Origin of the sequence: Brevibacillus borstelensis, assembly GCF_036700025.1 — a bacterium.
GTDB lineage: Bacteria > Bacillota > Bacilli > Brevibacillales > Brevibacillaceae > Brevibacillus > Brevibacillus borstelensis.
Genome location: NZ_CP144922.1, coordinates 3,983,182 through 4,006,921 on the forward strand (window position 1 = coordinate 3,983,182; position 23,740 = coordinate 4,006,921).

A 23,740-nucleotide genomic window follows, 5' to 3' on the forward strand; every position below is an offset into this window, starting at 1 on the left:
GCAGTACTCCTATCCGTATTTATCTCTCTTCGAATACCACCTGTGCGCCATGCTTATCCGGTTTCAGCTGCATCGCTCGATAAGAAACGCCATGTTTGCTCATGACAGATTCTATAAATCCGCTGAGGTTGTGCAAATCCTCCTCTGTTTGATAAAAGCAGAGGATAGTGGGGCCGGCACCGCTAAGAGTAGCACCCAGAGCACCGCTTTCAGCCGCTCCTTCCAGTATTTCAGACAAGCCGGGTACCAGTTCGGCGCGATAAGGCTGATGCATCCGATCCTTCATCGCCTGGCTCAACAGGTCAAGTCTGCCTTGCGCCAATGCGGCCACAAGCAAACTGCTATGACCAACATTATATATGACATCCTGCTTGCTGTACATCTGGGGTAGGACATTTCGCGCTTTTTCCGTGGAGAGCGGAAAATCCGGGATGATCGCCAACGTTTTGAGCTCGTCGGGCGGATCGAGCCGAACATACGGAATGGCTTGATGCTTCTCTTCAGGCATGGTAGCAACTACCACTCCGCCAAACAAAGACGCCCCTATATTGTCCGGGTGTCCCTCCAGCAAAGTCCCCATCCGGAACAGCTCGTCACGCGTATACGGCTCGCCTAAAAGGTGGTTGGCAGCCACCAGTGCACCAGCGATGGCTGCCGCACTGCTCCCTAAGCCCCTGGTCAACGGAGCATCGCTCGCGGCCCGGATATACAGCTCCGGGGCGGACTGTCCTGCTTCGCGAAACAGCCCGGCAGCTACTTCATACAGCAGATTGCTCTTGTCGGCAGGCAGCCCTTGCATTTCAGGTCCGATCAGTTCGATTGCGGTCGTCTCAGCTACCGCTATTTCCACCGAGGAGTACAATTGAAAGGCCATGCCGATCGTATCAAAGCCTGGGCCCATATTGGCCGTACTCGCGGGTACATTCACCCGAACTTGCGAACGACTTTCCATCATGCCATCCCTGCTTTCTCGGCAATGAACGACATCACCGCTTCACGGGTGGCCGGGATCGACCGCGGCTCTTCGCCGACCAGCTTCAAAGCAATGTTGGGATCCTTCAAACCGTTTCCGGTCAAGACACAGGCAATCTGTGCGCCATCCGACAGCTTCCCTTGCCTGCGCAGCTTGATGATACCCGCGAGCGACGCAGCCGAAGCCGGTTCGCAAAAGATGCCTTCATGCTTGGCCAGCATTTGGTACGCTTCCAGAATCTCGTCGTCCGTCACGCTGTCCACCAGACCGTTTGACTCGGAAACGGCCTGCAGCGCTCCTTCCTTGCTCGCCGGGTTGCCGATACGGATGGCCGTAGCGATGGTTTCCGGATTGGATACGGTTTCCCCCAGTACGAGCGGAGCCGCTCCGGCCGCTTGAAAACCGTACATGTTTGGCAGGCTGTCGATCAAGCCGAAATCACGATATTCTTTGAAGCCTTTCCAGTAGGCGGTTATATTTCCTGCATTCCCGACAGGGATAGCGAGAATGTCCGGCGCTTTTCCCAACGCGTCGCATATTTCAAACGCCGCGGTTTTTTGTCCTTCGATCCGGTACGGATTGACGGAGTTCACCAGCGTAATCGGCTCTGACGCGGTAATTTCGCGGACGATTTGCAGAGCTTCGTCAAAGTTGCCGTCGATCGCGATAACCTCCGCCCCATACGCGATGGCCTGAGCCAGCTTTCCGAGGGCGATATTGCCATTTGGTATCAATACGATGCAGCGAAGTCCAGCGCGGGCTGCATAAGCAGCGGCAGCGGCAGACGTATTTCCCGTGGAAGCACACATGATGGTGCGGCTGCCTTCTTCTACAGCCTTGGCTACTGCCATGACCATGCCCCGATCCTTGAATGAGCCTGTAGGATTGAGACCTTCATACTTAAAGTGAAGCTCAACGGCCAGTCTCTCGCTCAGGTTCGGTGCATGAATGAGCGGCGTGCTTCCCTCGTGAAGACTGATCAGCGGGGTGTTTTCCGTCACTGGCAAAAAGCTGCGGTACCTCTCCAGGATGCCGGTGTGCCGTTTGATCATGTTCGGTGATGGTGCCTGGTCCATGTTTATTCTCCTCCCTCTACCCGGTAGCAGCTTTTGATTTCATGAACGATGTCCATTTCTTCCATGTAGGTGAGTACCGCGTCCATGTCGCCTTTGGCCGCCGAGTGAGTCACCAGGATGATTTCAGCCTGCTGACCGTTGTTGTACGGCTGCTGAACGACTTGCTCGAGAGATATATTTTTCTCCGCTAAAAGCTGTGTGATCTGAGCAAGTACACCCCGCTTGTCTGCCACTACCATGCGGAGGAAGTACTTGGACAGCTTTTGACTGTCTTCCTTCAGGATTTTCTCCTTGTATGGAGCTACCATGCCGCAGCCGTTTACACCGAGCTTCATGTTCTTCACCACTGTCACGAGGTCGGAAACTACCGCTGTTGCCGTCGGCAGCTCGCCTGCACCCGGTCCGTAAAACATCGTCTCGCCTACCGCTTCCCCGTGCACGTAAACCGCGTTGAACACACCGTTTACCGATGCCAGCGGATGACTTTTGGCCACCATGGTAGGCTGTACGCTTACTTCGATGGCTTCTCCGTCGCGACGGGCCAAACCGAGCAATTTCACCTCGTAGCCGAGTTTTTTTCCGTAGGCGATGTCCTCTTTGGATACGCGGCTGATCCCTTTTACATCTACGTCTTCGAGCTTCATCGGAACGCGGAAGCCGAGCGTTGCCAAAATCGCCATTTTACGGGCGGCGTCAAAGCCTTCCACATCGGAGGTGGGGTCTGCTTCCGCATAGCCCAAAGCTTGGGCCTCCTTGAGCACTTCCGCGTAATCGGCCCCTTCCTGGCTCATTTTGCTCAGGATGTAATTCGTCGTTCCATTTACAATTCCCATCATTTTGGTAATTCGGTCGGATGAGAAGCCTTCCACCAATGCGCGCAAGATTGGAATGCCGCCCGCGACGCTTGCTTCGTAAAAGACATCACAGCCTTTTTCCTCAGCCTTTTGCAGGATTTCCCCTCCGTGCAGCGCCATCAAATCCTTATTGGCCGTGACCACGTGCTTGCCACGATCCAATGCAGCCAATATGTAATCTTTAGCCTGCGAGATGCCGCCAATGACTTCCACCACGACATCAATGCCTTCGTCATCCAATATATCGTGAACATCGGTGGTAACGATTTTTTCCATCGAAGGGATGCTGCGGGATTTTTCCGCATTCTGCACGAGAATTTTGCTGATTTCAATGCCAAGCCCAGTCTGCTTTTGCAGATCCTCCTGGTGGGCTTGAATAATCCGGACTACCCCTGTTCCAACCGTTCCAAACCCCATCAATCCTACGCGTACCGTTTGCTTCTCCATGTGAACTCCTCCCAAATTCGGCGACTTATCCGCGACCTACAATCATCGCTCTTCGCACGCCGTTTATCTCTTGCAACCCTTCCAGAAACTCTGTGCTCGGCACCTTCAGGTTCGCCATATCGACGGACAAGGTGATATTGGCAATTCCCTGCAGCGGAATCGTTTGGTTAATCGTCAGTACATTGCCGCCCAAGTCTGCGACGAATTGCAGGACTTTTGACAATAAGCCGGATCGGTGCTCCAACGCGAAGGTGATCGTCATAATTTTTTCACTCATCATCGCGTTGAACGGAAAAATACTGTCCTTGTACTTGTAAAAGGCGCTCCGGCTCAGTCCGACCCGTTCTACTGCCTCATTGACCGTATCGACTTCGCCAGAATCCAGCAATTTTTTCGCTTCAATCGTCTTGGCGATTGACTCGGGCAGGATGTCCGACCGTATCAGATAGAACTTTTCTTCCCGCTTCACTTGCTATGTCCTCCTGAGAAAAACAGTTGTTTTTACATAGAGGACATTATAGCCCATATCTTTTGATCTGACAATCCTTATCCGACATTTTTCTCATTCCAGCGGTTCTCGGGTTCACAGGTACATGCAGACTAGGCCCTTGGCGCAGACTAAAACGGATCACGTACGAAGCGAGGTGAAGCAGGATGGCAGGACGAGGCAAAACGGACAAGTCGGAACGTCGCAATAACCACCCCGCTGGCAAGCCAAGCTCCTTGGATCAATTCGGGGATAACCTCCGTGGGAAAAAGATGGCGCAATCGCCGCATATTACAGAAGATCCGAGCGGCAATGGATAGTACAGACAGCGCTTGAGCGAAATCATCTAAACGCAAAAAAAGTATGCCCTTGTCCCGGGCATACTTTTCTCTTCACTATGACGGTTTGCAAGACTCTGCGGCTAAATGTACAAAGGACCGCTATACGCGTAATTCCCTTTGGTTTCGGCTCAAAAAAATACCGCTCCTCAGGAGGAAGCGGTTTGTGCCAGTTGGTGATAGTAATCGCGAATGACCTTGTGGTATTTTTCATCGATATCGGTAAAGATCAGCTTCACGACGGCTTTTCCATCTTGAAACGTTTTTTCCACGACTTTGGCCATCGCCACCAGCTCCTGCTTGACCGAGGGGATCTCAAAGGAGAGGTGCAGAAACTCCCCGACCGCGACATATCCTTCCGTACTCATGACGAGCCTGGTAGGTGAGAAGTATAGCAGAACCCCTTCTGCCTTCTCTTCGATAGGGCGGGCCCCCATTACTTTATACGGAATCTTTACCGTAACGTTGGGCTGGAGTAATTTCAATTCACCTTTTGTGGAAATTTCAATCCCGACCGGAAGCAGTCGAGCCATTTTCACCGGCCAGATTGTCTCTTCCTGAATGACTTCCAGATCCAGCGAAGTAACGGTCGCATCTGTTTCCCAGCGCAGTCGAACCCGGGAGCCGACAAGCGGCGGGCGCTGCTCTTTTTCCTGCGAATAAGACACAATAAGGTATCCTGCTTGAACGTGCTCGACCATCACTGTCAGAGACCCTTGCGGCTGCTTGGCAAGGATCATCTGCAGGACGGCACCGCGATGCAATCGATTGTCAGCGAGAAAAGACGCCAGGGAAACTACGTCAGCCATACCATTCATCACTCCACGAATTCAAACTCAAAATCTCCGATCCGAACGGTATCTTTATCCCGCGCCCCATGCTTGCGCAAAGCGTCATCAACACCCATATTCCGCATCATGCGGGCAAAACGCTGTACCGAATCATAGCTGTTCAGGTTCGTCATGCGCACCAGCTTTTCGATTTTCTCTCCACTGACCACAAATACGTCTTCTTCCTTGGTAATGAAGAATGGATCAGGTTCTTTCTCGGCACGAAATACGACGCGCTCCTCGACCTCTGCCACCTCTTCGACTGTCAGCTTGTCCGGCAGCGTATCCAGCAAGTCCGCCACGGCGTACATCAATTCCCGAACGCCTTGACGAGTGGCTGCCGAGATTTCGAAAACTGTCACATCAGGAAGTTTTTCCTTGAAGCGCTTCAGGTTTTCCTTTGCCTCTGGCAAATCCATCTTGTTCGCTGCGACGATCTGATGACGCTCTTCCAGCCGCAGGTTGTACAGCTTTAATTCCTTGTTGATCTGAATGTAATCCTCATAAGGGTCCCTGCCGTCCACTCCGGCCATGTCAATGACATGAACGATCAATCGGGTACGCTCGACATGCCGCAGGAATTGATGGCCTAGTCCCACACCCTGGTGGGCTCCTTCAATCAGACCGGGCAAATCGGCCATGACAAAGCTGCGTTCACCCAAGTCCACGACACCCAAATTGGGCGTAATGGTCGTGAAGTGATATTCGGCAATTTTCGGTTTCGCTGCCGTCACAGAAGAAAGCAGGGTGGATTTCCCTACAGAAGGGTACCCAACCAGCCCGACATCGGCCATTACCTTTAGTTCCAGCGTAATGTAGCGTTCCTGTCCCGGTTCGCCGTTTTCGGAGATATGCGGTGCCGGATTGGCTGGCGTAGAAAAACGCATGTTTCCGCGGCCTCCACGTCCTCCTTTGGCGATTACAGCCCTTTGGCCGTGCTCCACCAGATCCGCAATGACCTCTCCCGTATCATCGTCCACCACCGTTGTTCCCGGGGGTACACGGACGATCAAATCCTCGGCACCAGCTCCATGCTGCGCCTTGTTGCGGCCATGCTCGCCGCGCGGCGCCTTGAAATGCCGCTGGTATTTGAAATCGACCAGTGTACGCAGTCCTTCGTCAACGACAAAGACGACGTCACCGCCACGCCCTCCATCACCGCCAGCCGGTCCGCCGAGCGGCACGTATTTTTCCCGGCGGAAAGAGACGGCTCCGTTTCCACCGTCCCCCCCTTTTACAAACACTTTCGCTTGATCGACAAACATGATGTCACCTCTATCCTTCCGCAACCGGAACTACCAGCTCCAGTATCCAATCCTCATCTGTATGTATCCATTCGGTGACGATCACCGGGCCCTGCATTCCTTCACGTACCAGTTTTTCCAGTTCGACCATTCCGGATGCACGAATTTTCCCTGCCAGATCGAACCGGAAGTGAATCCCCCGCTCGCCTTTAAACAAGGATATTTGCATGCTGGCTGGTTCGAACATATTTTTTTCCAAATGCTTATTCACTGTACATACAATACCTGACACCGTGTCAAACAAAGCCTTTTCATCCAGGACCGTCAACGCCAAATCTACATGGCTGCACACGTCCACTTCCATGAGCATGTCTTTGTTCAGCGCGTTAAAGGTCAAGAAGAAGACGGACAACATCGAGCTGTTTAGCCGGGCCAGCATACTTTCCTGCATCGCGAGTTCAGAGACGCGCTTCAGGTATGCTTCCCCTTCCTCAGGGCGGCCCAAACGCAGATAGCCAAGCAGTACCTGAACATGATTCAGCCAGTCATGACGCTGCCGATTTAATACGGTCAGCAGTTCGTCTGTTTGCTCTGTAAACAGCTTCCGCTCGTCTATCATTTTTCCCACCCAAACCGATAAGAATTTCTTTCTTGTACCTATTGTAACACATGAAAACGTAGACATAAAGAAAACCCAGCAACAAGGCTGGGTTTTTCGTTTCCGTATTTACGCTTGGGAAGCGACCGGCTCGATCACCACTTGTTTGCGATCGCGGCCCAGACGCTTGAAGCGAACAACACCGTCTGCTGTTGCAAACAGAGTATCGTCGCCGCCTTTCATCACGTTTTCACCTGGGTAAATTTTCGTACCACGTTGGCGAACGAGGATGTTACCGGCTTTTACGAATTGACCATCGCCGCGTTTCACGCCAAGGCGCTTGGAGATGGAATCGCGACCGTTCTTGGTAGAACCTACCCCTTTTTTGGAGGCGAAGAACTGAAGGTCTACAGTAAACAGCATTTTCATTGTGAGGCACCTCCTTGCCATTTGTCATCTTGTACCGAAACGTATGATCCGTACTGCTCCGCAACCGCCAGCAAGGATATGACCATGCTCTCCGCCAGTAGCTGCTGTTTCTCGTGGAGCTCTGCATCCTCCAAGGATGAAATGCTCCAGCGGAGAAACCCGCCGTCTTTTGGAGCCTGCGAAACTTGAGGAACGATGCCGAGCAGAGGGTGAATTGCATTCAAAATGCCAAAACTGATCGCTGATACAGCAGAACATACAATGTCCGAGCCATAGGCAGCCGCATTGGCATGTCCGGAAATGCACACCTCTTTAATCCCGTACGGCGCTCGATTCACGATCACTTCAATCATGGCCGATCACTTACGCGTTGATCTTTTCGATCACAACTTTGGTGAACGGTTGACGGTGACCTTGCTTGCGACGGTAGTTTTTCTTGGATTTGTATTTGTACACGATAATTTTTTGGCCTTTACCGTGTTTTTCTACTTTACCAGTTACCGTTGCGCCAGCTACAGTAGGAGCTCCTGCTGTAACCTTGCCGTCTTTGCTTACAAACAGTACTTTGTCGAAAGTAACTACGTCACCTTCAGTAGCAGCCAGTTTCTCGATGAAGAGAACTGCTCCTTCTTCTACTTTGTACTGTTTTCCACCGGTTTCGATAATAGCGTACATTGTGTGCACCTCCTATACTCAGACTCGCCTGTGCAGGTGCGCCGCGAAGGGCGACTTGAGAACCTGATCCGAGCGGTTACAGTATGCCGAGGCATAACTGTATGACAACCACTAGGATACCATACGGTGATTCGCCCAGTCAAGAATTTTTCGCATGAGAAAGCCAGAGCCGCTCCGCTTCTTGCCGACTTCCGGCATATAAAATCCGATAGCGCCCGCCCGACAGCTCTTCTGCCTTGCGGACGTACAGAGTGACCGGCCATGCCGATCCGTCTGCCTGTCCATTCTGCCAGTATTCAAACAGCCGATCGGACAGCTCCACGAGAGCAGCCTCCGCATCCTGGACTTTGGCCAGAGCTTCAAGATCTTCCCTGAGGTATCGGAAGCACTCCTCTATTTTCAGCATGCGTCCGCCGCCTTCACAGCACGGACACGGCTCTGTCAAACGTTCAGCCAGACTTGCTCTCGTCCGCTTTCTCGTCATCTCCACCAGACCGAGGGACGTCATGCCCAGCACGGACACCGGTACCGGATCGGCTTTTAGTGCACTCTCCAAAGCCTTGAAAACGCGCTCCCGGTTTTTTTCCTCGCGCATGTTGATAAAATCAACGATGATCATTCCTCCGATGTCCCGCAAGCGAAGCTGGCGGGCAATCTCATCGGCCGCTTCCAGATTCGCCGCGGTGACTGCCTGTTCGCGCTGCTGTCCGCCTCTGCCCGAAAAAGCTCCGGTATTGACATCAATCACGGTCAGCGCTTCGGTCCGGTCGATCACGATATTGCCGCCGCCTGCGAGAGGCACTTGCCTTTGAAGCGCTAGAGCGAGCTGCTCTCTGACACCCCACTGCGCAAACAGCGGCTCCTTTTGCCGATGCCAGCGAAGCTTTGGCAGCTCTTCAGGGAACATGGCTTCCATCAGCTTGCCAACCTTGCGAAAAAGAGCCGCGTCCTCAACAATCACTTCCTCTGCGCCATCGGCCAAAAAGTCCCGCAGCGCCGCTTCGATGAGACTGTCGTCCAGCAATAAACGGCACGGGGCCTTCTTGCCTTGCACCGCTTGCCAAGCGTCCCGCCAACGGCCGCGCAAATACGCCCATTCCCGCCTGAGCTGCTCTTCATCCGCTTCGGCCGCTTCGGTACGGACAATCACGCCCTCCCCCTTTTCCAAAAGCGAGGACATGAGCGTGGTCAACCGCTCCCGTGCGCATTCGTTCCTGATTTTGCGGGAAACGGACACCGGCTCCTCACCCGCGCCCAGTCCTTCCGCCGGCAAATAGACGAGCAGCCGCCCCTGCAGGCTGACCCGCGCTGTCACTCGGGGAGCTTTCGTTTCCGTCCCTTCCTTGATCACCTGAACGAGCAGAGACTCGCCTTCACGCACATAGGCACTAATGGAACGCCCTGCTTTTTTGCCAGAGATCGGAGCTGCTTCGTCCACATACAAAAACGCTTGTTGATCATACCCGATATCGATAAATGCCGATTGAATGCCCGGCACTACCTTGGCCACTTTTCCGTAATAAATATCCCCTGACAGCGCCTCGCTCGCTTCCGCCTGGGTTCGCCATTCCACCAGCTTGCCCTTGTTCATGAGCGCTATGCGCAGCTGTCCACCAGCATTACTGATCCCCGCGCTTTTCAACAGACTGCCTCCTTGCCGATGCCCTTGATTATTCCCCCGTCCGGCCTGCTCATTTTGAGCAAAACACTTTCCGGCTTGCCGGCAGGATAATCATGCAGCGATCGAGTAATCTTTCATGATCCGTCCAAGACAGCTCCTTCAGAAGTAATCTAGCATAGCTGCGCGGGAATGAAAAGGGAAGGAGGATCGTCCAGGATGGTATCACATTCAGCAAAATAGGAGGGCCCCTGATGAGAGAAGAGAGGCAGCTGGGCATTCGCAAGCTTGCCCCGGAAGATGCCGTTCACTTGCGCGTGTGGCTGAATGACGAGCGTGTGCTGACTTATTATGAAGGGCGGGATCGGCCACATGACGACGCGATGATCCGTGCGAATTTTTTTCCGGAAGACGATGAAGGTGTCAGCCGTTTTCTTGTACTTTTCGGAGAGGAGCCAATCGGCTACGTACAATACTACCCCGTCGATAGCCAGGACAAGTTGGCATACGGGTACTCCCCCGATGAAGCCATCTACGGCATGGACCAGTTTATTGGCGAGCCGGTGTATTGGAACAAGGGACTTGGAAGCCGTCTCGTCTCAAGCGTAGTGCAAGCGCTCAGCACGGAAAAGCATGCTACCCGGGTGATCATGGACCCGCAAGCATGGAACAGGCGAGCCATCCGCTGCTACGAGAAGTGCGGATTTCGCAAGGTGAAGCTGCTTCCCCGGCATGAATGGCACGAGGGGAAAAAACGCAATTGCTGGCTGATGGAATGGCGTGCAGAAGACTGATCAGACGGCAGAAACGCCCGCTTGCTCAAAGCAGCTTGCCAACAGCTGTGTCGTGCTTCTTTTCAAACAGCATCGCATGCAGTAGCTGCTGCTCCGGCAACAGCCCCGTCCCTTTGACGTAGACCAGATGGGTATAGCCGCGGCATAACAAGTAGGATACCTCGATTACCGTCGCGGTCGGGGGTACTGTCAAAGCACGCACAGCCTGCTCTTCTGCAGAGCGGACGTATTTTTCCATCAAGAAACGGATGAACTGATAGGGGAAGCGCAAAAATGTCTGAATGTTGATGGCCAGAAGATAGACCGCGACAATGGCAACATTCAGTTGCAGCGAGAGGCTGGCCATTCCCAGCATGAAGGCAGCAAGCAATGTGCTTGCCGCTATTGAGGAAACTGCCGCTTTCCGGTACGGAAGATACCAGCATAGCAATGCCTGGAGTATCCGTCCTCCGTCCAAAGGCCAGATCGGCAAGAGGTTAAAGCCGGCGATGATCAGATTGCTCGTCAGAAAAAAGCGGGCCCACTCCTCTGTCCATAGGCCCAGTGTCCAACAGCCCCAAGAAAACGCCATCATAACGACATTGAGAAAAGGGCCGGCAAGAGCCACAACGATTTCATCCAAGGGATCGGTCGCATACGCCTCTTCCATCGTTGCCACGCCGCCAAACGGCAGCAACTGCACCTCCGTAACCCTCCATCCCAGCTCTCTGGCAACAGCCACATGTCCCATCTCATGAATGCAGACAATGATAAATAAAGAGAGTACTTCTGTGAACAAGCCCATGACCACTGAAAGGCCGATCACGAACCAAAAGAGCAGATGGATGCGAATACGGATGCCAAAGAGGCGCCAATCATTCAAAGGTGATCACTTCCAGCGGGTTGCTCGGTTGCTCCTGCACCTGCAGTCCTACGTATAGATGCCGTACTGTTTCATTGACCGCTCTCGGGACACCCACCACCTGCCCTGCCCCGAGAAAATCGTCGACCGCTACCTGGACCGTCTCCATGTTGCCAAACCAAAGCTCCCTCCCCTTCGCCAACCGAACAACCACTGTCTTTCCGTACCCAGGCTTGTCGCCGATGAAAGTCACCCAGCCTGTCTCTCCCATCACAACATTCCCGTCCCCTTCGGTGCTCAGGACGACCTTTGTGCTTTTCGGGTCGAAGGGCTTAGCCACTCTCCAGTCCGCTGACCATTTCCAGACGTTCAAGGTCTGCGGCGTGCTTGCGGGAACGGCTTTTGTACCGGATAACGACGGCAAAAGGGTCGGCAGGGAGCCAAACCGGGCCTCGTACCAACCCGCCACACCGGAAAAATTAAAATCGCGCGTCATGACTTCGCGCGCTTGGTTTTTCCAGGAAGATGGCAGCAGCGATGATTGAAACAAAACATAGGCCAGACCAATCAACAGCAGGGACGCAACAATCTGCATGCTCCATTTTTCTTGTGGCGGCAGCGAGGGAAAGCTTCCTTTTTCTCCGCGGGATGACGTCGGAAACAAATCGGAATCCGTCTCGATCGGGTCCTTCCAGTCATCCACAAACGGGGCGAAGCTGTCTCTTGATTGGGTGCGAATCCGTTCTACCCGCTCTCGTCTTCTCTCTTTCACACCATCTACTTTATCGAACATGTACATCCCTCCGAAGGCCAAGCTTTGGTACATCTTATGACTTGTCTCCTGGCAATATTCGCAGGCTTCAGAGGGTCCATATACATGCAAAAAAGCAGTCCCTCAAACGAGAGACTGCTTTTCGTATCTGCCAATATTTACAGTTTTGCAACGTTGGCAGCTTGAGGACCACGGCTACCTTGAACGATTTCGAATTCTACTTTTTGGCCTTCTTCCAGGGTTTTGAAGCCTTCTGTCTGGATTGCGCTGTAGTGTACGAATACGTCATCTCCGCCTTCTACTTGGATGAAGCCGTATCCTTTCTCCGCGTTGAACCATTTTACGATACCTTGTTGCATGAAACAAACCTCCCTAAACATTGCGCCCATGAGGCGAGAAAGTGTACCGTTAACCTGTTTTTACAGAGAAGTTTTCTTCAGTATGGAAAAAAGTCATACCCTGGCGAGATTTGACCACATGGTGGTGTCTTCTCTTCGAAGGTACGACCCACAACCAATCCATCAAATCACTACAGCTAGTAAAAATGGTTAACTTAGGTTGAGTGTATCACATTCGGATGAAATTGTCACGCATTTTGAAATGTGTGTGAACAACTCTTTTTAATCAAATCTGAGCTTGTCTTTGCGCATCCCGATATTGAGCACGACTCCCATAATCAGAAAATTCGTGAGCAGTGAGCTCCCTCCGTAGCTGATAAATGGCAACGGAAGACCGGTAATCGGCATAAGCTGAATCGTCATTCCGATGTTTTCAAAGACCTGAAAGGTAAGCATGCCTACAACGCCCGCGACGACGTACGAACCAAACGGATCTTTGGCCTCCATGGCGATCCGGATCATCCGGTAAATCAGGAAAAAGAACAGGATCATCAGCAGACCCGCTCCGACAAAGCCCAGCTTCTCGGCGATGACGGTGAAAATAAAGTCGCTTTCCCCTACTGGCACCCAGCCGAAGCTTGCCTGCGTCGGCGTGTTTACTCCCTTGCCCAGCAATTGACCGGAACCGATGGCAATCAATGACTGTTTCAGTTGAAAGCCTTTTCCCATCGCTTCCAGATCGGGATCCAGCCAAAAGACGATCCTGTCCCACTGGTATGGCTTGATGATCTTGAAGAAAAGCGGCTGCTTGTACATATAAATAAGCGCCATCGCTCCGAAAAAGCTGACGACCAGCGTACCCAAGTACAGGACGTGCTTGAGCCGGATTCCGCCTACGATCAGCATGGTGACCAGAATTCCGCAGTAGACAAGCGCACTTCCGAGGTCGGGCTGCACGAGAATGAGCAGCAAAGGTACGGCCACGATCAAGCCTACGGGAATGAGCTGATAAAAGTAATAGAACCGATTGTTGTCTTCCGCATGTTTGGCCAAAAGCCTGGCCACCGCGAGAATCGTAAATAATTTCATCGGTTCGGAAGGCTGAAATAGGATGACCCCCAAATTGTACCAGCTGGTCGCATTGTTGATCGGCTTCGTCTCAAAGACACCAATCAGCAGAATAATTCCGATCGCATAAAAAACGTATGCCAAAGAATGATACAGCCGATAATCGAACAGCAGTGTAACGGCGAGGACAACAAAGCCGATCGAGTACCAAAGCACTTGTTTCATGGCAGCATCCACGCCCTTGGCGGACCCGCTGATCCCGATGTAGCTGAATGCGCACAAGCCAAGCAAAATGACGAGAATAGCCCAGTCTATCTGTTTTAAATGTCGTTTTTCCAGGTCCATGGTTATCCTCCTAGAAAACCTTTCTCCCCTGTCAACAGACGGGGCTTTTGCCTCTGTTCATGATGTGTAGACGAAAGGAAAGAACAGGAGTGCTCCTGTTCTTTATCTATGTGCCATCATCGGTTTATTTAAAACCAAAGAATTTCCGGACTTTTTGAAACACCCCTGCTTTTTGTTCCAAAGGCTGCAATGGAACCGCTTCACCCAGCAGGCGGCGAGCAATGTTGCGGTAGGCAATGGCAGCACGCGACTCATGATTCATAACCGCCGGCTCACCTTGGTTGGCAGATTTGATGACATGATCATCATCTGGCACAACGCCCACCAAGTCAATGGCTAGCAAATCCAGAATATCTTCCACATCCAGCATATCGCCATTTTTCACCAAATGAGGGCGCACGCGATTGATGACCAGCTTGGGCATCCCCATTTTTTCCCGCTCCAAAAGCCCAATAATACGGTCCGCATCGCGTACAGCGGCTTTTTCCGGAGTGGTAACCACAATCGCCTGGTCAGCCCCGGCGACCGCATTGCGGAAGCCCTGTTCAATGCCTGCCGGACAATCAATGACCACATAATCGAATTCACGCTTCAGCTGGGTTACAATTTCTTCCATCTGCTCGGGGGAAACTGCCGATTTGTCTTTTGTCTGTGCAGCCGGCAGCAAGGACAGATTTTCGAACCGTTTGTCTTTGATCAAGGCTTGCTGCAAACGGCAGGACCCTTCCGCGACATCAACCAAGTCGTAAATGATCCGGTTCTCCAGACCCATCACCACATCCAGGTTGCGCAGCCCGATATCGGTATCCACCATGCATACCTTTTGGCCCAAAAGTGCAAGAGCCGTTCCCAGATTGGCGGAGGTGGTCGTCTTTCCCACGCCGCCTTTTCCTGATGTTACGACAATTCCAATACCCACATCCGTTCCTCCTTCAACTACGTCGAGTACCACATTTCACATCTGTATCCCGAATCGGCAAATTCTCTCCTAGTCGTCTCAATGTTTCCGTTCTCCCAGCTCTGGACGAATGCGGGGCAAATAGTTCATCTTGGCTACTAGCATCGTCCCATCTTCCAGGTACGCGAACTCGGTGCCGCCCGAACTACTGGCCCACTCTTCTCCCGGCTTGCTGATGACATCCGCAATCCTCAGTTGGGTAGGAGCCATGACCGCAGCGGCGATGATGGCCTGTGTATCTCCTTTGAATCCCGCGTGTACATAGCCGCGAAGATTGCCCAGAATGTAAATGTTACCGGTAGCACGAACAGTACCACCGGGATTGACATCACCCAACAGCAGCAGGTCTCCTTCAAACTCCAGCACCTGTCCGGAGCGAACCGTATGCACCTGAATGGAGAACGTTGATTTGAGGCGCTCGGCAAACGCTTCTTCTTTGCTAATGACATCCGCATCGATCGTATGGATGACAAGGTTCCCTTTTTGCCGAATGATATCCGTCAACTGCTCCTGCTGTTCAGGAGAGCAGTACCGCTTCCCCAGCTTGAGAGAAACGCGAATAAGCGGGCCTGACAGGATTTGTTGATGGCTGTGCTCTATTTTTTCACGCAAGTCGGTCAGCAGTTCTTCAAAGGAACAGGTATCGTCCATGAAAAAAACGAGTCCCTCTTTTGTCCCCTTGATCGTGACCTTGCTTTTTGCAGTCGTCACCTGTTTCACCTCGACCGATACCATTCGCCATGATGACAAAAGATTCCTGCTCTGCGTGAAAAAAATGCCGAATCGGGTCGGCAGCCCGGCAGCCCGTCTACCTGGTGGTAGACTGTTGGGATCCAGTAGCTGCCGTTGCCGTTGTTTGTGAACGCTCGGTTGTAGTAGTCGCAGTTCCAGATGGTGGTGCCGGAGTCAAAACTCCTGGATTCAACTCGTTATAGGCTTCAAGCAAACGACGGGCAACAGGTCCGGTAGCATCGGAACTCGAAGTCCCGTCACGCAAGCTGTTTGGCGCAACGACGACAAATACGACTTGGGGATTTTCATAAGGTGCATAGCCGACGAGAACGGCGTTTTCTGCTCTTTGGCCTGTTTGTGCGGTACCGGTCTTGGCCGCGACCGTAAACGGCAGGCCTGCAAACGTGCGATAAGCCGTACCTCCCGGCTGGGTTACCATTCGCATCCCTTCTTGCGCCACTTTAATGTACTTGGGATCGATTTCCACCCGGTTCAGAACCTGTGGCTCAATTACAGTCAGCGTTTGGCCGGGTTGTTTCGGATCAGTCGTACCGCTGCGGATTTCTTTTACCAGATGAGGACGCATCCGATAGCCGCCGTTGGCAATAGTTGAGACGTATTGTCCGATTTGCATCGGCGTGAACAGGTCGTACTGGCCGATCATGGCGTCTGCAAGGTTTCCGTAGAACAAGTTGGAGTTTTCCACTCCCTTTCGCTCTCCCGGCAGATCGATTCCTGTTTTCACGCCCAAGCCAAATTGGGCATTGTAGTAATCGAGAATGGAGAATTGCTCGGACCAGTGTGTCTTCGCCCGATTGGCCAAACGAATGGCCATTTCGTACATGTACGTGTTATTTGATACTTGCAGGGCACGCCGGGCGTTGACAATCCCATGGCCTCCCGGCTTCCAGTTCCGCTTGTACGACGTTCCGACCTTTAATCCGCCTCGGTCGTTAATCGATTCAGTTGGCGTGGTCAGCCCTTCCTGCAGCGCAATCATCACCGACAGCGGCTTATACGTAGAAGCCGGGGGATAAGCTGCATAAATGAAGCGATTTGATTCATTCGGGAGAATTTCTGTCGCGTATCTCTTGTTGAACTCTTTCCGGTCATAGTAAAGGTTCAAATCGTAATCAGGATAGCTGGCCATCGCCAGCACTTCGCCTGTATTCGGATTCATCACCAGCACATGGGCATCCTTGAATTCCTTCGGCGTGCTCGGTTTTTTCTTGAATGCCTCTACTTCTTCCTTCAAAATCGCCTCTACCTTGCTTTGGAAACGCCAGTCCAGCGACAGAACGAGATCGTCACCGGGCTCTGCGGGACGCCGGGGATTTCTCTCCACGGTTTCCGAATTTTTATTGACGTGCACCTCTTCAACGCCGTCTTTTCCCCGCAAGTAGCGTTCGTAGTAGCTCTCCAGACCCGTCACGCCTACTCGGTCGAATGGATTGTAGCCCTGTGCCTGGTATTCCTTTAGCTGTTCCGGCTTGATCGCGTTGGTGTAGCCGAGAATATGCGTAGCAAAGCCAGTACCGTCGGGATCCCGGAAAATTTCCCGGACCGGCTCGAGAACGACGGAGATTCCCGGCAGTTCAGACAGCCTTTCTTCAATCTTGAACCGCTCGTTGTCCGTGATATTTACCTTTACACGGCGGGGAATGTAGCTTGGCAGGTGGGACGAGCGCATCTCTTTCAACAGAGACAGCTTGTGCCATTGAAACTGGCGTTGCTGGTCATTCAGCTTCAAATTGATTTCCAGGCCAAACAGCGAAGCATACCGCAGTAAATCCATGTCGGATTTCGTGCCCAGCTCTGCCGGAGACGGCAGCTTCTCCAGCTGGTATTTTGTCTCTTTGACCAGATCGCTGCGGTCGTCCTTGTCCAGCGTCAGCTTCAACGGTACATTGGCAGCAATGGCGCTCTTCAATAGCTCCGTATCCGACATCCCGTCAAACGCGGACGACTGTCCTGGAGCACTCATCTTTGCTTTCAGCGCGTTCTGAACCGTCTTCCGCTCCTGATCGGTGAACGGAGATCGTACGCGCAAGCCCACGTAAAGCGCTGTTTTTACCAGATCCACATCGGACTTTCCTTCCACTTCGCTTACCTTTGGCAGCTTTTGAAGCTTGGGAATGAGCTTGTTGATCAGCTCTTCCGTTTCTTTCGGCCCGAAGGCAACCGGCAATGTGGAATTCAGCTCGATCGTTTTTTTCAGCAATTCCTCATCCGTGCCCATCTTTTCCGCGTCTACAGTCAGGATTCGGGCCAAACGGTCGGCTACCTGTTCCTCATCAATGTCCTTTCCTTCCTCTTCCACATACGTAACGGTGTATACCGGTTTATTGGAAACGAGCACGGCTCCGTTCGTATCCAGAATTCGACCGCGGGGCGCAGGAATAGGCAGCTCTCGAATGCTGAACTTCTCCAATTCGTGCCGGTACTGTTCCCCTTCAACCAGCTGAACGTAGGCCAGTCGGAGGATGACAGCTGCAAAGAGCAGAAACACGATGATAAACAAGATGTTTAGCCGTACCGGAATATGCGATTTCTGTTCCTGGGTTTCACCCACGATCCTTCTCCTCCTCTCAGGGTGAATCGTCATACCAATGATTTATTCCAGCGGCACTTCCCGTTTGGAGATGACAGCCTTGCAGATGGTCTTCATCGGGAGATAAATCAATAGTCCAAACAGGATATTGAGAACCGTTGTCGGTATGATTTGCCAATTTAACATCCAGCGAACATCCAGCGGTGCAGTCGCAAATAACCGATGAGTGCTGTACAAAAGCCATTCGTGGCCAAACAGGATCAGGCTGCATGTGATGAAGACCATCGCAAAGCCGCGCTGAAACAAGACGACGATCAGCCCTGCGAAATAGCTGGCTACCATCATCGTCATCATGTACAGTCCTACAACCTGTCCATAAAGAACATCGTGGAGCAATCCGATGGCCAGGCCGTAGTACAATCCCTCACGCCTTCCCAGAAACATGGACACGAGCAAGGTACCTACAAGCGCAAATCGGGGTACTGTCATCCAGGACAGACCCCATGCGGAAGGCGACACAAACTGTATAACCGTTCCCTCAAGAACAAACAACAGCAGCAGCGTCAACGTCAGCAATAACCGAGACATTATTGTCCACCCCCGGCAGCCGGCGGAGCGGGTGGTGTCTGTGTCTGCTGGTTGGGAACCAATTCGCCTGTAGGCGTGAAGGTAAAGCTCCGTTCTACCACCATCACTTCATTTAATTGGGAGAAGTCTGCGCTGGGCTGGATGTAGGCCGTCTGCGTCAAACCGTAATCATCCGGCTCTACCCGGACAATATACCCGATCGGCAGATTTCGCGGTATCACCCCGCCCAGGCCGGAAGACACCACCTGCTGTTTTGCTTCAATTTTCTGTCCCCAAGGAATTTTTCGCATGATCAACAGACGCTCCTGAGGATCGTATTCTTCAATGACGCCGCTTACGGTTTGATAGGACGTCGTGCCGTTGGCCGCCTGCAGCTTCACCTGGATATAGGCAGATATGTGGTTTCGCCGCTCGTAGCTGGTCAACAGCTCGACTGTCGAAGAGAAATTGGCTACGCTCTGTACTCGTCCGATCAAGCCTTTGGCTGTCATCACTGCCATATCTTTTTTGATTCCGTGCTTTAATCCTTTGTCAATCGTAATCGTATTGTTCCAAGTGTCTGGATTTCGCGCCACTACCTCTGCGAAGCGGAGATCGTATGATTTTACCAGATTATCCTTCGCCTGCAGGGCGGACCGCAAACGTTCATTTTCCGCTTGCAGGTCGTGCAATTCGGCTGTCATTCTCGCGTATTGGTCCATACCAGCTTTCAGTGCACGATTCTCCTCGTAAACATCATACGCATCGCCAATTCCCTGAAAAAAGCCGGAAACAGCCTGGGCAGGGCGATAAAAAAAGCCCTGCACCACGCTGAATGTATCCTTCAAAAACATTTCCGGCCAGCTGAGTTTAGACCGTTCCCGGGAAGTGAAACCCACGATCGTAATGAGCAAAACCAGGCCCACAAGGACAATGATCAGTCGCTTATTCCCGAAAAACGACATGCCGCAACCTCCGTTTATCTACCGCGTTTTTGTCGGGAAGAGGTTATACCGTGCTTTGACTTGAACAAGTGCAGGTTCTCCAACGCACGGCCGGTTCCGATCGCTACACAATCCAGTGCGTTTTCCGCAACGTGAACCGGCATGCCGGTTTCTTTGCTCAGAAGACGATCCAAATTGCGGAGCAAGGCCCCGCCACCGGTCAGTACAATCCCTCTGTCCATAATGTCCGCAGCAAGCTCCGGCGGACTTTTTTCCAACGTAACTTTTACAGCTTCCACAATCGCCGCTACCGTCTCGGCCAGGGCTTCGGCGATCTCCGTACTGCTGACGCTCAGCGTCTTCGGCAATCCCGTTACGAGGTCGCGTCCGCGGATTTCTACCGACTCTACTACTTCCGGCGGAATGGCAGAACCGATCTCCAGCTTCAGTGTCTCCGAGCTGCGCTCCCCAATCATCAGATTGTACTTCCGTTTGATGTATTGAACGATCGCCTCGTCCATCTCGTCCCCTGCTACACGAATCGAGCGGGCAGTGACAATTCCGCCTAGCGAAATGATGGCAACCTCAGTCGTACCGCCGCCGATGTCCACAACCATGCTGCCAGTCGGCTCCCATACAGGCAGATCAGCCCCGATGGCAGCGGCAAAAGGTTCTTCGATCGTGAATGCTGCTTTTGCACCTGCTTGGGTAGTCGCATCTTCCACAGCGCGCTTTTCAACCGCTGTGATCCCGGATGGAACACACACCATTACATTTGGACGGCGGCTGAACAGCCCTTTGTTCTTTTGCGCCTGATTAATAAAGTATCGCATCATAGTGGCGGTTGTTTCAAAATCGGCGATGACACCGTCCTTCATCGGACGAACGGCGACGATATTGCCCGGTGTACGGCCGATCATGTTTTTCGCCGCGTTACCGACGGCCTCAATGGTATTCGTATCGGTACGGATCGCCACGACAGACGGCTCACGAACGACGATTCCTTTCCCTTTTGCATAAACGAGTGTATTGGCAGTGCCAAGGTCAATCCCCATGTCACGAGAAAATCCACCAAACATAGAAAAACTCCTTCCGCTAAGTTCCAAATGCTAGTAAGTATTGTAAGTCATTAGCGAAACAGGGGGATTACAAATATCCCTGCTCCTTTAGGCTGACAAAGCTGCCGTCACCGATGATGATATGATCGAGCAATGAAATGCCGATCAGTTCACCGGCCTCCTGCAGTGTCCGCGTAACGGCAATATCCTCCCTGCTGGGTGTAGGATCGCCGCTCGGATGATTATGCAAGCAGATGACCGAAGCACTGCTGCGCCTGATCGCTTCTTTGAAGACTTCTCTGGGGTGCACGATCGAAGCGTCGAGACTCCCGACAAAAATAGTCTGTTTTCCGATCACGTGATTTTTTGTGTTTAGAAACAAGCAAACAAAATGCTCTTGGGTCAAGTGCCTCATTTCCGGAAGCATCAGCTTGGCGACGTCACGCGGCAAGCGAATCGTTGTGCGCTTTTCGGGGGAAGAAAGGGCAACCCTTCTGCCCAGCTCGAACGCAGCCTGCAATTCCACCGCCTTGACGGTGCCTACTCCCTTGATCCTTGTCAGCTCAGCATGAGAGGCTTGGGCCAATTCGCCGATGTCGCCGAAGGTGGCCAACAAGCGCTGCGCCAGTTGAAAAACCGTCTCTTGTTCTCTTCCCGTACGGAGCATAATGGCAATCAGCTCGGTGTCCGAAAGGTAAGCCGCTCCCTCCCGAAGCAGTCTTTCCCTTGGACGGTCATAGTAAGGGACGTTTTTCATGTGCATTTTGTTACACTCTTTTTGCGCCAATTTTTACCGCCTCCAGCTTCCATAGGAAGGTTGTGCGAGTAACGGCTGGCGATGAAGGCGTTTCAAGTGCTGTGTGGCCGTTGCCGCGTTTTCTTACGTTACAACAAGGAAATCCCGAAACGGGAAAGCATGTTGGCCGTCAGACAAAGAGGCAGGCCAACTACAGTAAAATAGTCGCCTGTAATGCTTTCTACCATGGTTGCACCTATACCTTGAATGGCGTAGGAACCAGCCTTGTCCATCGGTTCTTTGGTACGAATGTATGCGTGAATCTCGCGATCGGTCAGCGCTCGAAACCGCACTTGTGTCTTGCTGTGCTTTACTTCGGAGCGACCGGTTTCGGCATCGATCAGAGCAACCCCGCTGTATACGACGTGCTCCCGTCCTTGAAGAGAAGAAAGCATCTGAAACGCCTCCTCTTCGTCAGCAGGCTTGCCCAAAATGATGTCATCCAAAACCACAACCGTATCGGAGCCCAAGACAATACCCTTCTCTACTCTGTCTGCCACAGCCCTGGCTTTTCGGTATGCCAATTGTTCGACTACTTCGTGGGGGAGCAGCCCCTCCTGCGTGGATTCATCTACGTCACTGGTCATGACCGTGAAGTCGAAGCCCACTGTCTTCAAGAGTTCGCGACGGCGAGGAGATGAGGATGCCAAAATGAGAGATGTACTGGTTTTCATGTCGTCTCTACCTACTTCATTCTTCGATATATCCAGAACGCGAGGGCAAGCCCTCCAATACTAGCCAGATTTAGTTTTACCTGAAGGTTCAAGTCGTACTTCAAAATTTCTAAATCGGCTGCTGGTGACCATGTTATCTCTTTGCTCTTCGTCAGAAAAGGGACCCATGGCCCCAAAACTTCTCCCAGGATGCTTCCACATAACAACCCGGAAATTAAAAGAAAAACAAGTGTAAGCGTTTCTTTCCCCTTCATCAATTCTCCACTCCCTTTTTAGCAAGGGAATCTATTTTTGCCAACCATAAGTGTAGCAAATGGGACCACTCGAAACAATCCCTGATTGCTCCTGGTACTTACTGTATAAAAAGAAAAGACTTCCAGCAAGAATATATGCCGCAAGTCCCGTGTCCATTTGTCTATCTTTTGATGTTTTATGTCGGAGCAATAATCTGCCGCAAAGGGAGCGTCATGAGGCGTATGAGCGATAAGCAGGCTTCGTTAGGCTAGCTGTTTTTTTGAAGCTGGGCTACCCAGTCGGAATAGGATTCCCAGAAGGAGAGCACGCCAGTCTGTACTTGCCAGGCATATGATTCTGCGCTGGCCTGTTTCTTTGCCGCCGCTGCTTCTGCCATTTTCCCCTGTGCGGTCATCGCCTGATTAATCCCGTTCACCATGCCGTTGATCATGGGCTGCCATTGCTCAGAGGTCTGCAGCAATCGACTCTCCTCCAAAAACTGACGGTGCTGCTCTTTTAGCTGAGCCTCCTCTTCCTTTGACAAAGGCGGCTGGGCCGTGCTGACAACCGCACCGGATTGAAGAGACAGGGTCTTGGCTATTTTCCATCCGTTCTGCAAAAACCCGTTTACATCCGGCAGCTTCTCGCCAGTTGTCGCCGCTTGCAGGGAGACTGCCTTGTCAATTCCCGGGAAGGTCATTTCCTTTACATACACATCGATGCCCTTTTGCTTCAATATGCTGGCAAAGCCCAGTACAGCATCCCTGTTGGGAGAACCTGCTGCAAACAAGTACTGCTTATCGCTCCCCTTGTACAGAAGATGCGGAAGTCCCGCATCCTTGAGCGGCATGACTACGTCCTCTCTTGGCACGTCAGGCTGAAATGCACCGGCCTGAGCGACAAACAGCTTTTCATCGGGCAGCTTCAATTTTACCTCTTGTCCCGGGGCCTGTGTCTGGGATGAGACGGGCTTCGTCAAAGCTGCTCCCGGGTCTGTCGCTGATTTCGGCTCCGGCTCCTGTGCAGTCAATGTATGAACGGTATCGCTCAAAACGGCTTGGTACGATTGCGTTACCTGCTCCTGGTTGAATACAGTCAAAACCAGCAAGCCAAACAGCAAGCCGATGGCTACTGCTCCTCCTGTGCTCAGCAAGGTTTTCGCCCACCCTTGATCACGCACCCAATCTGGCACAATGATGGGCCTTCTGCCACCTGGAGTGTGGTGCTCATTTCCACCTTCATCCACTGGCAGAATCACGTCTTGTCGCGGCTCTTTCGGCTCCGTCTGCGACGTGGCGCGAAGCTGGGCCAGCCGTGACCAAGCATCCTCGTTTCGGACCGGCTTTGCCACAGGCGCCTGGCTTTGAACCGAATTCCACCGCATCGGCTGCTCTGCTTTTTTCTCCTTTTCCGTTCTCTTCCCGTTCCACTGCTCCCCGTTCAGCCTCACCGTAACCTTGCTTTTGTCTCTTTCCCCGTTCACGATAAACGCCTCCTCC

At 52.4% G+C, this 23,740-nt stretch carries 27 protein-coding genes and 1 other annotated feature; of the genes, 2 read left to right on the top strand and 25 right to left on the bottom strand.

Annotated elements, in window-relative coordinates:
* Nucleotides 1-19: 19 nt before the first annotated feature.
* From thrB to V5G20_RS19230, 4 genes are read right to left on the bottom strand one after another with little or no spacing between them, the layout of a single operon-like run.
* Nucleotides 20-955: a homoserine kinase gene (gene thrB / locus V5G20_RS19215; RefSeq protein ID WP_003387596.1), complete on the bottom strand. Its 936-nt coding sequence runs from the start codon at nt 953-955 to the stop codon at nt 20-22.
* Entirely contained in the window at nt 952-2,049 is a 1,098-nt protein-coding gene (thrC, locus tag V5G20_RS19220; protein WP_172920373.1) for a threonine synthase, read from the bottom strand. The genes thrB and thrC overlap by 4 nt, the downstream gene beginning before the upstream one ends.
* Before the next feature lie 2 nt (nt 2,050-2,051).
* Nucleotides 2,052-3,350, bottom strand: a complete 1,299-nt coding sequence (locus tag V5G20_RS19225; RefSeq protein ID WP_338461820.1) for a homoserine dehydrogenase — start codon at nt 3,348-3,350, stop codon at nt 2,052-2,054.
* Nucleotides 3,351-3,375: 25 nt separating this feature from the next.
* Nucleotides 3,376-3,819, bottom strand: a complete 444-nt coding sequence (locus V5G20_RS19230) for an ACT domain-containing protein (protein WP_003387599.1) — start codon at nt 3,817-3,819, stop codon at nt 3,376-3,378.
* 185 nt (nt 3,820-4,004) lie between these two features.
* Here V5G20_RS19230 and V5G20_RS19235 point away from each other — a divergent pair, with 185 nt between their 5' ends.
* Nucleotides 4,005-4,157 (top strand): hypothetical protein, encoded by a 153-nt coding sequence (locus V5G20_RS19235; RefSeq protein ID WP_170208321.1) that lies wholly within the window; start codon nt 4,005-4,007, stop codon nt 4,155-4,157.
* Between the two features lie 167 nt (nt 4,158-4,324).
* Here V5G20_RS19235 and V5G20_RS19240 read toward each other — a convergent pair whose 3' ends face one another.
* The 7 genes from V5G20_RS19240 to V5G20_RS19270 form a co-directional block, all read right to left on the bottom strand.
* Nucleotides 4,325-4,984: a PilZ domain-containing protein gene (locus V5G20_RS19240; RefSeq protein ID WP_003387600.1), complete on the bottom strand. Its 660-nt coding sequence runs from the start codon at nt 4,982-4,984 to the stop codon at nt 4,325-4,327.
* Between the two features lie 8 nt (nt 4,985-4,992).
* On the bottom strand, nt 4,993-6,270 hold the full coding sequence (obgE, locus tag V5G20_RS19245) for a GTPase ObgE (RefSeq protein ID WP_024983973.1): 1,278 nt from the start codon (nt 6,268-6,270) through the stop codon (nt 4,993-4,995).
* A gap of 10 nt (nt 6,271-6,280) precedes the next feature.
* Entirely contained in the window at nt 6,281-6,868 is a 588-nt protein-coding gene (locus V5G20_RS19250) for a Spo0B domain-containing protein (protein WP_003387602.1), read from the bottom strand.
* Between the two features lie 108 nt (nt 6,869-6,976).
* Nucleotides 6,977-7,270, bottom strand: coding sequence for a 50S ribosomal protein L27 (gene rpmA / locus V5G20_RS19255; protein WP_003387603.1), 294 nt, complete (start codon nt 7,268-7,270; stop codon nt 6,977-6,979).
* Nucleotides 7,271-7,272: 2 nt separating this feature from the next.
* On the bottom strand, nt 7,273-7,629 hold the full coding sequence (locus V5G20_RS19260; protein WP_003387604.1) for a ribosomal-processing cysteine protease Prp: 357 nt from the start codon (nt 7,627-7,629) through the stop codon (nt 7,273-7,275).
* A 10-nt stretch (nt 7,630-7,639) separates the two neighbouring features.
* Nucleotides 7,640-7,951, bottom strand: coding sequence for a 50S ribosomal protein L21 (gene rplU / locus V5G20_RS19265; protein ID WP_003387606.1), 312 nt, complete (start codon nt 7,949-7,951; stop codon nt 7,640-7,642).
* Between the two features lie 10 nt (nt 7,952-7,961).
* Nucleotides 7,962-8,039, bottom strand: a sequence feature (ribosomal protein L21 leader region).
* A gap of 51 nt (nt 8,040-8,090) precedes the next feature.
* The gene (locus tag V5G20_RS19270) at nt 8,091-9,593 is read right to left on the bottom strand and encodes an Rne/Rng family ribonuclease (protein WP_003387608.1); all 1,503 of its coding nucleotides are present in this window, start codon (nt 9,591-9,593) and stop codon (nt 8,091-8,093) included.
* 227 nt (nt 9,594-9,820) lie between these two features.
* On the opposite strand from V5G20_RS19270, the gene V5G20_RS19275 reads away from it, so the two are divergent.
* Nucleotides 9,821-10,363, top strand: coding sequence for a GNAT family N-acetyltransferase (locus tag V5G20_RS19275; RefSeq protein WP_371862571.1), 543 nt, complete (start codon nt 9,821-9,823; stop codon nt 10,361-10,363).
* Between the two features lie 25 nt (nt 10,364-10,388).
* Here V5G20_RS19275 and V5G20_RS19280 read toward each other — a convergent pair whose 3' ends face one another.
* The 14 genes from V5G20_RS19280 to V5G20_RS19345 all read right to left on the bottom strand — a co-directional run bounded on the left by V5G20_RS19280 (nt 10,389) and on the right by V5G20_RS19345 (nt 23,724).
* Entirely contained in the window at nt 10,389-11,225 is an 837-nt protein-coding gene (locus V5G20_RS19280) for a M50 family metallopeptidase (RefSeq protein ID WP_024983976.1), read from the bottom strand.
* A complete protein-coding gene (locus tag V5G20_RS19285; RefSeq protein ID WP_227277848.1) occupies nt 11,218-11,997 on the bottom strand; it encodes a M23 family metallopeptidase in 780 nt (259 codons plus the stop codon). The genes V5G20_RS19280 and V5G20_RS19285 overlap by 8 nt, the downstream gene beginning before the upstream one ends.
* Before the next feature lie 137 nt (nt 11,998-12,134).
* On the bottom strand, nt 12,135-12,335 hold the full coding sequence (locus V5G20_RS19290) for a cold-shock protein (protein ID WP_003387612.1): 201 nt from the start codon (nt 12,333-12,335) through the stop codon (nt 12,135-12,137).
* A gap of 261 nt (nt 12,336-12,596) precedes the next feature.
* A complete protein-coding gene (rodA, locus tag V5G20_RS19295; protein WP_003387613.1) occupies nt 12,597-13,727 on the bottom strand; it encodes a rod shape-determining protein RodA in 1,131 nt (376 codons plus the stop codon).
* A gap of 124 nt (nt 13,728-13,851) precedes the next feature.
* Complete coding sequence (gene minD, locus V5G20_RS19300) at nt 13,852-14,646, bottom strand: septum site-determining protein MinD (RefSeq protein ID WP_003387614.1); 795 nt, start codon at nt 14,644-14,646, stop codon at nt 13,852-13,854.
* 78 nt (nt 14,647-14,724) lie between these two features.
* Entirely contained in the window at nt 14,725-15,420 is a 696-nt protein-coding gene (minC, locus tag V5G20_RS19305; RefSeq protein WP_003387615.1) for a septum site-determining protein MinC, read from the bottom strand.
* Nucleotides 15,421-15,493: 73 nt separating this feature from the next.
* Nucleotides 15,494-18,022: a peptidoglycan D,D-transpeptidase FtsI family protein gene (locus V5G20_RS19310; protein WP_412679093.1), complete on the bottom strand. Its 2,529-nt coding sequence runs from the start codon at nt 18,020-18,022 to the stop codon at nt 15,494-15,496.
* A 9-nt stretch (nt 18,023-18,031) separates the two neighbouring features.
* Nucleotides 18,032-18,556, bottom strand: a complete 525-nt coding sequence (mreD, locus tag V5G20_RS19315) for a rod shape-determining protein MreD (protein WP_003387617.1) — start codon at nt 18,554-18,556, stop codon at nt 18,032-18,034.
* Entirely contained in the window at nt 18,556-19,500 is a 945-nt protein-coding gene (gene mreC, locus V5G20_RS19320; protein ID WP_003387619.1) for a rod shape-determining protein MreC, read from the bottom strand. Before mreC ends, mreD begins: the two co-directional genes overlap by 1 nt.
* Nucleotides 19,501-19,514: 14 nt before the next feature.
* Nucleotides 19,515-20,558, bottom strand: coding sequence for a rod shape-determining protein (locus V5G20_RS19325; protein ID WP_003387620.1), 1,044 nt, complete (start codon nt 20,556-20,558; stop codon nt 19,515-19,517).
* Between the two features lie 67 nt (nt 20,559-20,625).
* Entirely contained in the window at nt 20,626-21,324 is a 699-nt protein-coding gene (gene radC / locus V5G20_RS19330; protein ID WP_003387621.1) for a RadC family protein, read from the bottom strand.
* A gap of 98 nt (nt 21,325-21,422) precedes the next feature.
* Nucleotides 21,423-22,007, bottom strand: coding sequence for a Maf family protein (locus tag V5G20_RS19335; protein WP_003387622.1), 585 nt, complete (start codon nt 22,005-22,007; stop codon nt 21,423-21,425).
* A gap of 11 nt (nt 22,008-22,018) precedes the next feature.
* Nucleotides 22,019-22,261 carry a DUF4321 domain-containing protein gene (locus V5G20_RS19340; RefSeq protein WP_003387623.1) on the bottom strand — a complete coding sequence of 81 codons (243 nt, stop codon included), beginning with the start codon at nt 22,259-22,261 and terminating at the stop codon, nt 22,019-22,021.
* 248 nt (nt 22,262-22,509) lie between these two features.
* Nucleotides 22,510-23,724, bottom strand: coding sequence for a hypothetical protein (locus tag V5G20_RS19345; protein WP_311067619.1), 1,215 nt, complete (start codon nt 23,722-23,724; stop codon nt 22,510-22,512).
* Nucleotides 23,725-23,740: the final 16 nt, after the last annotated feature.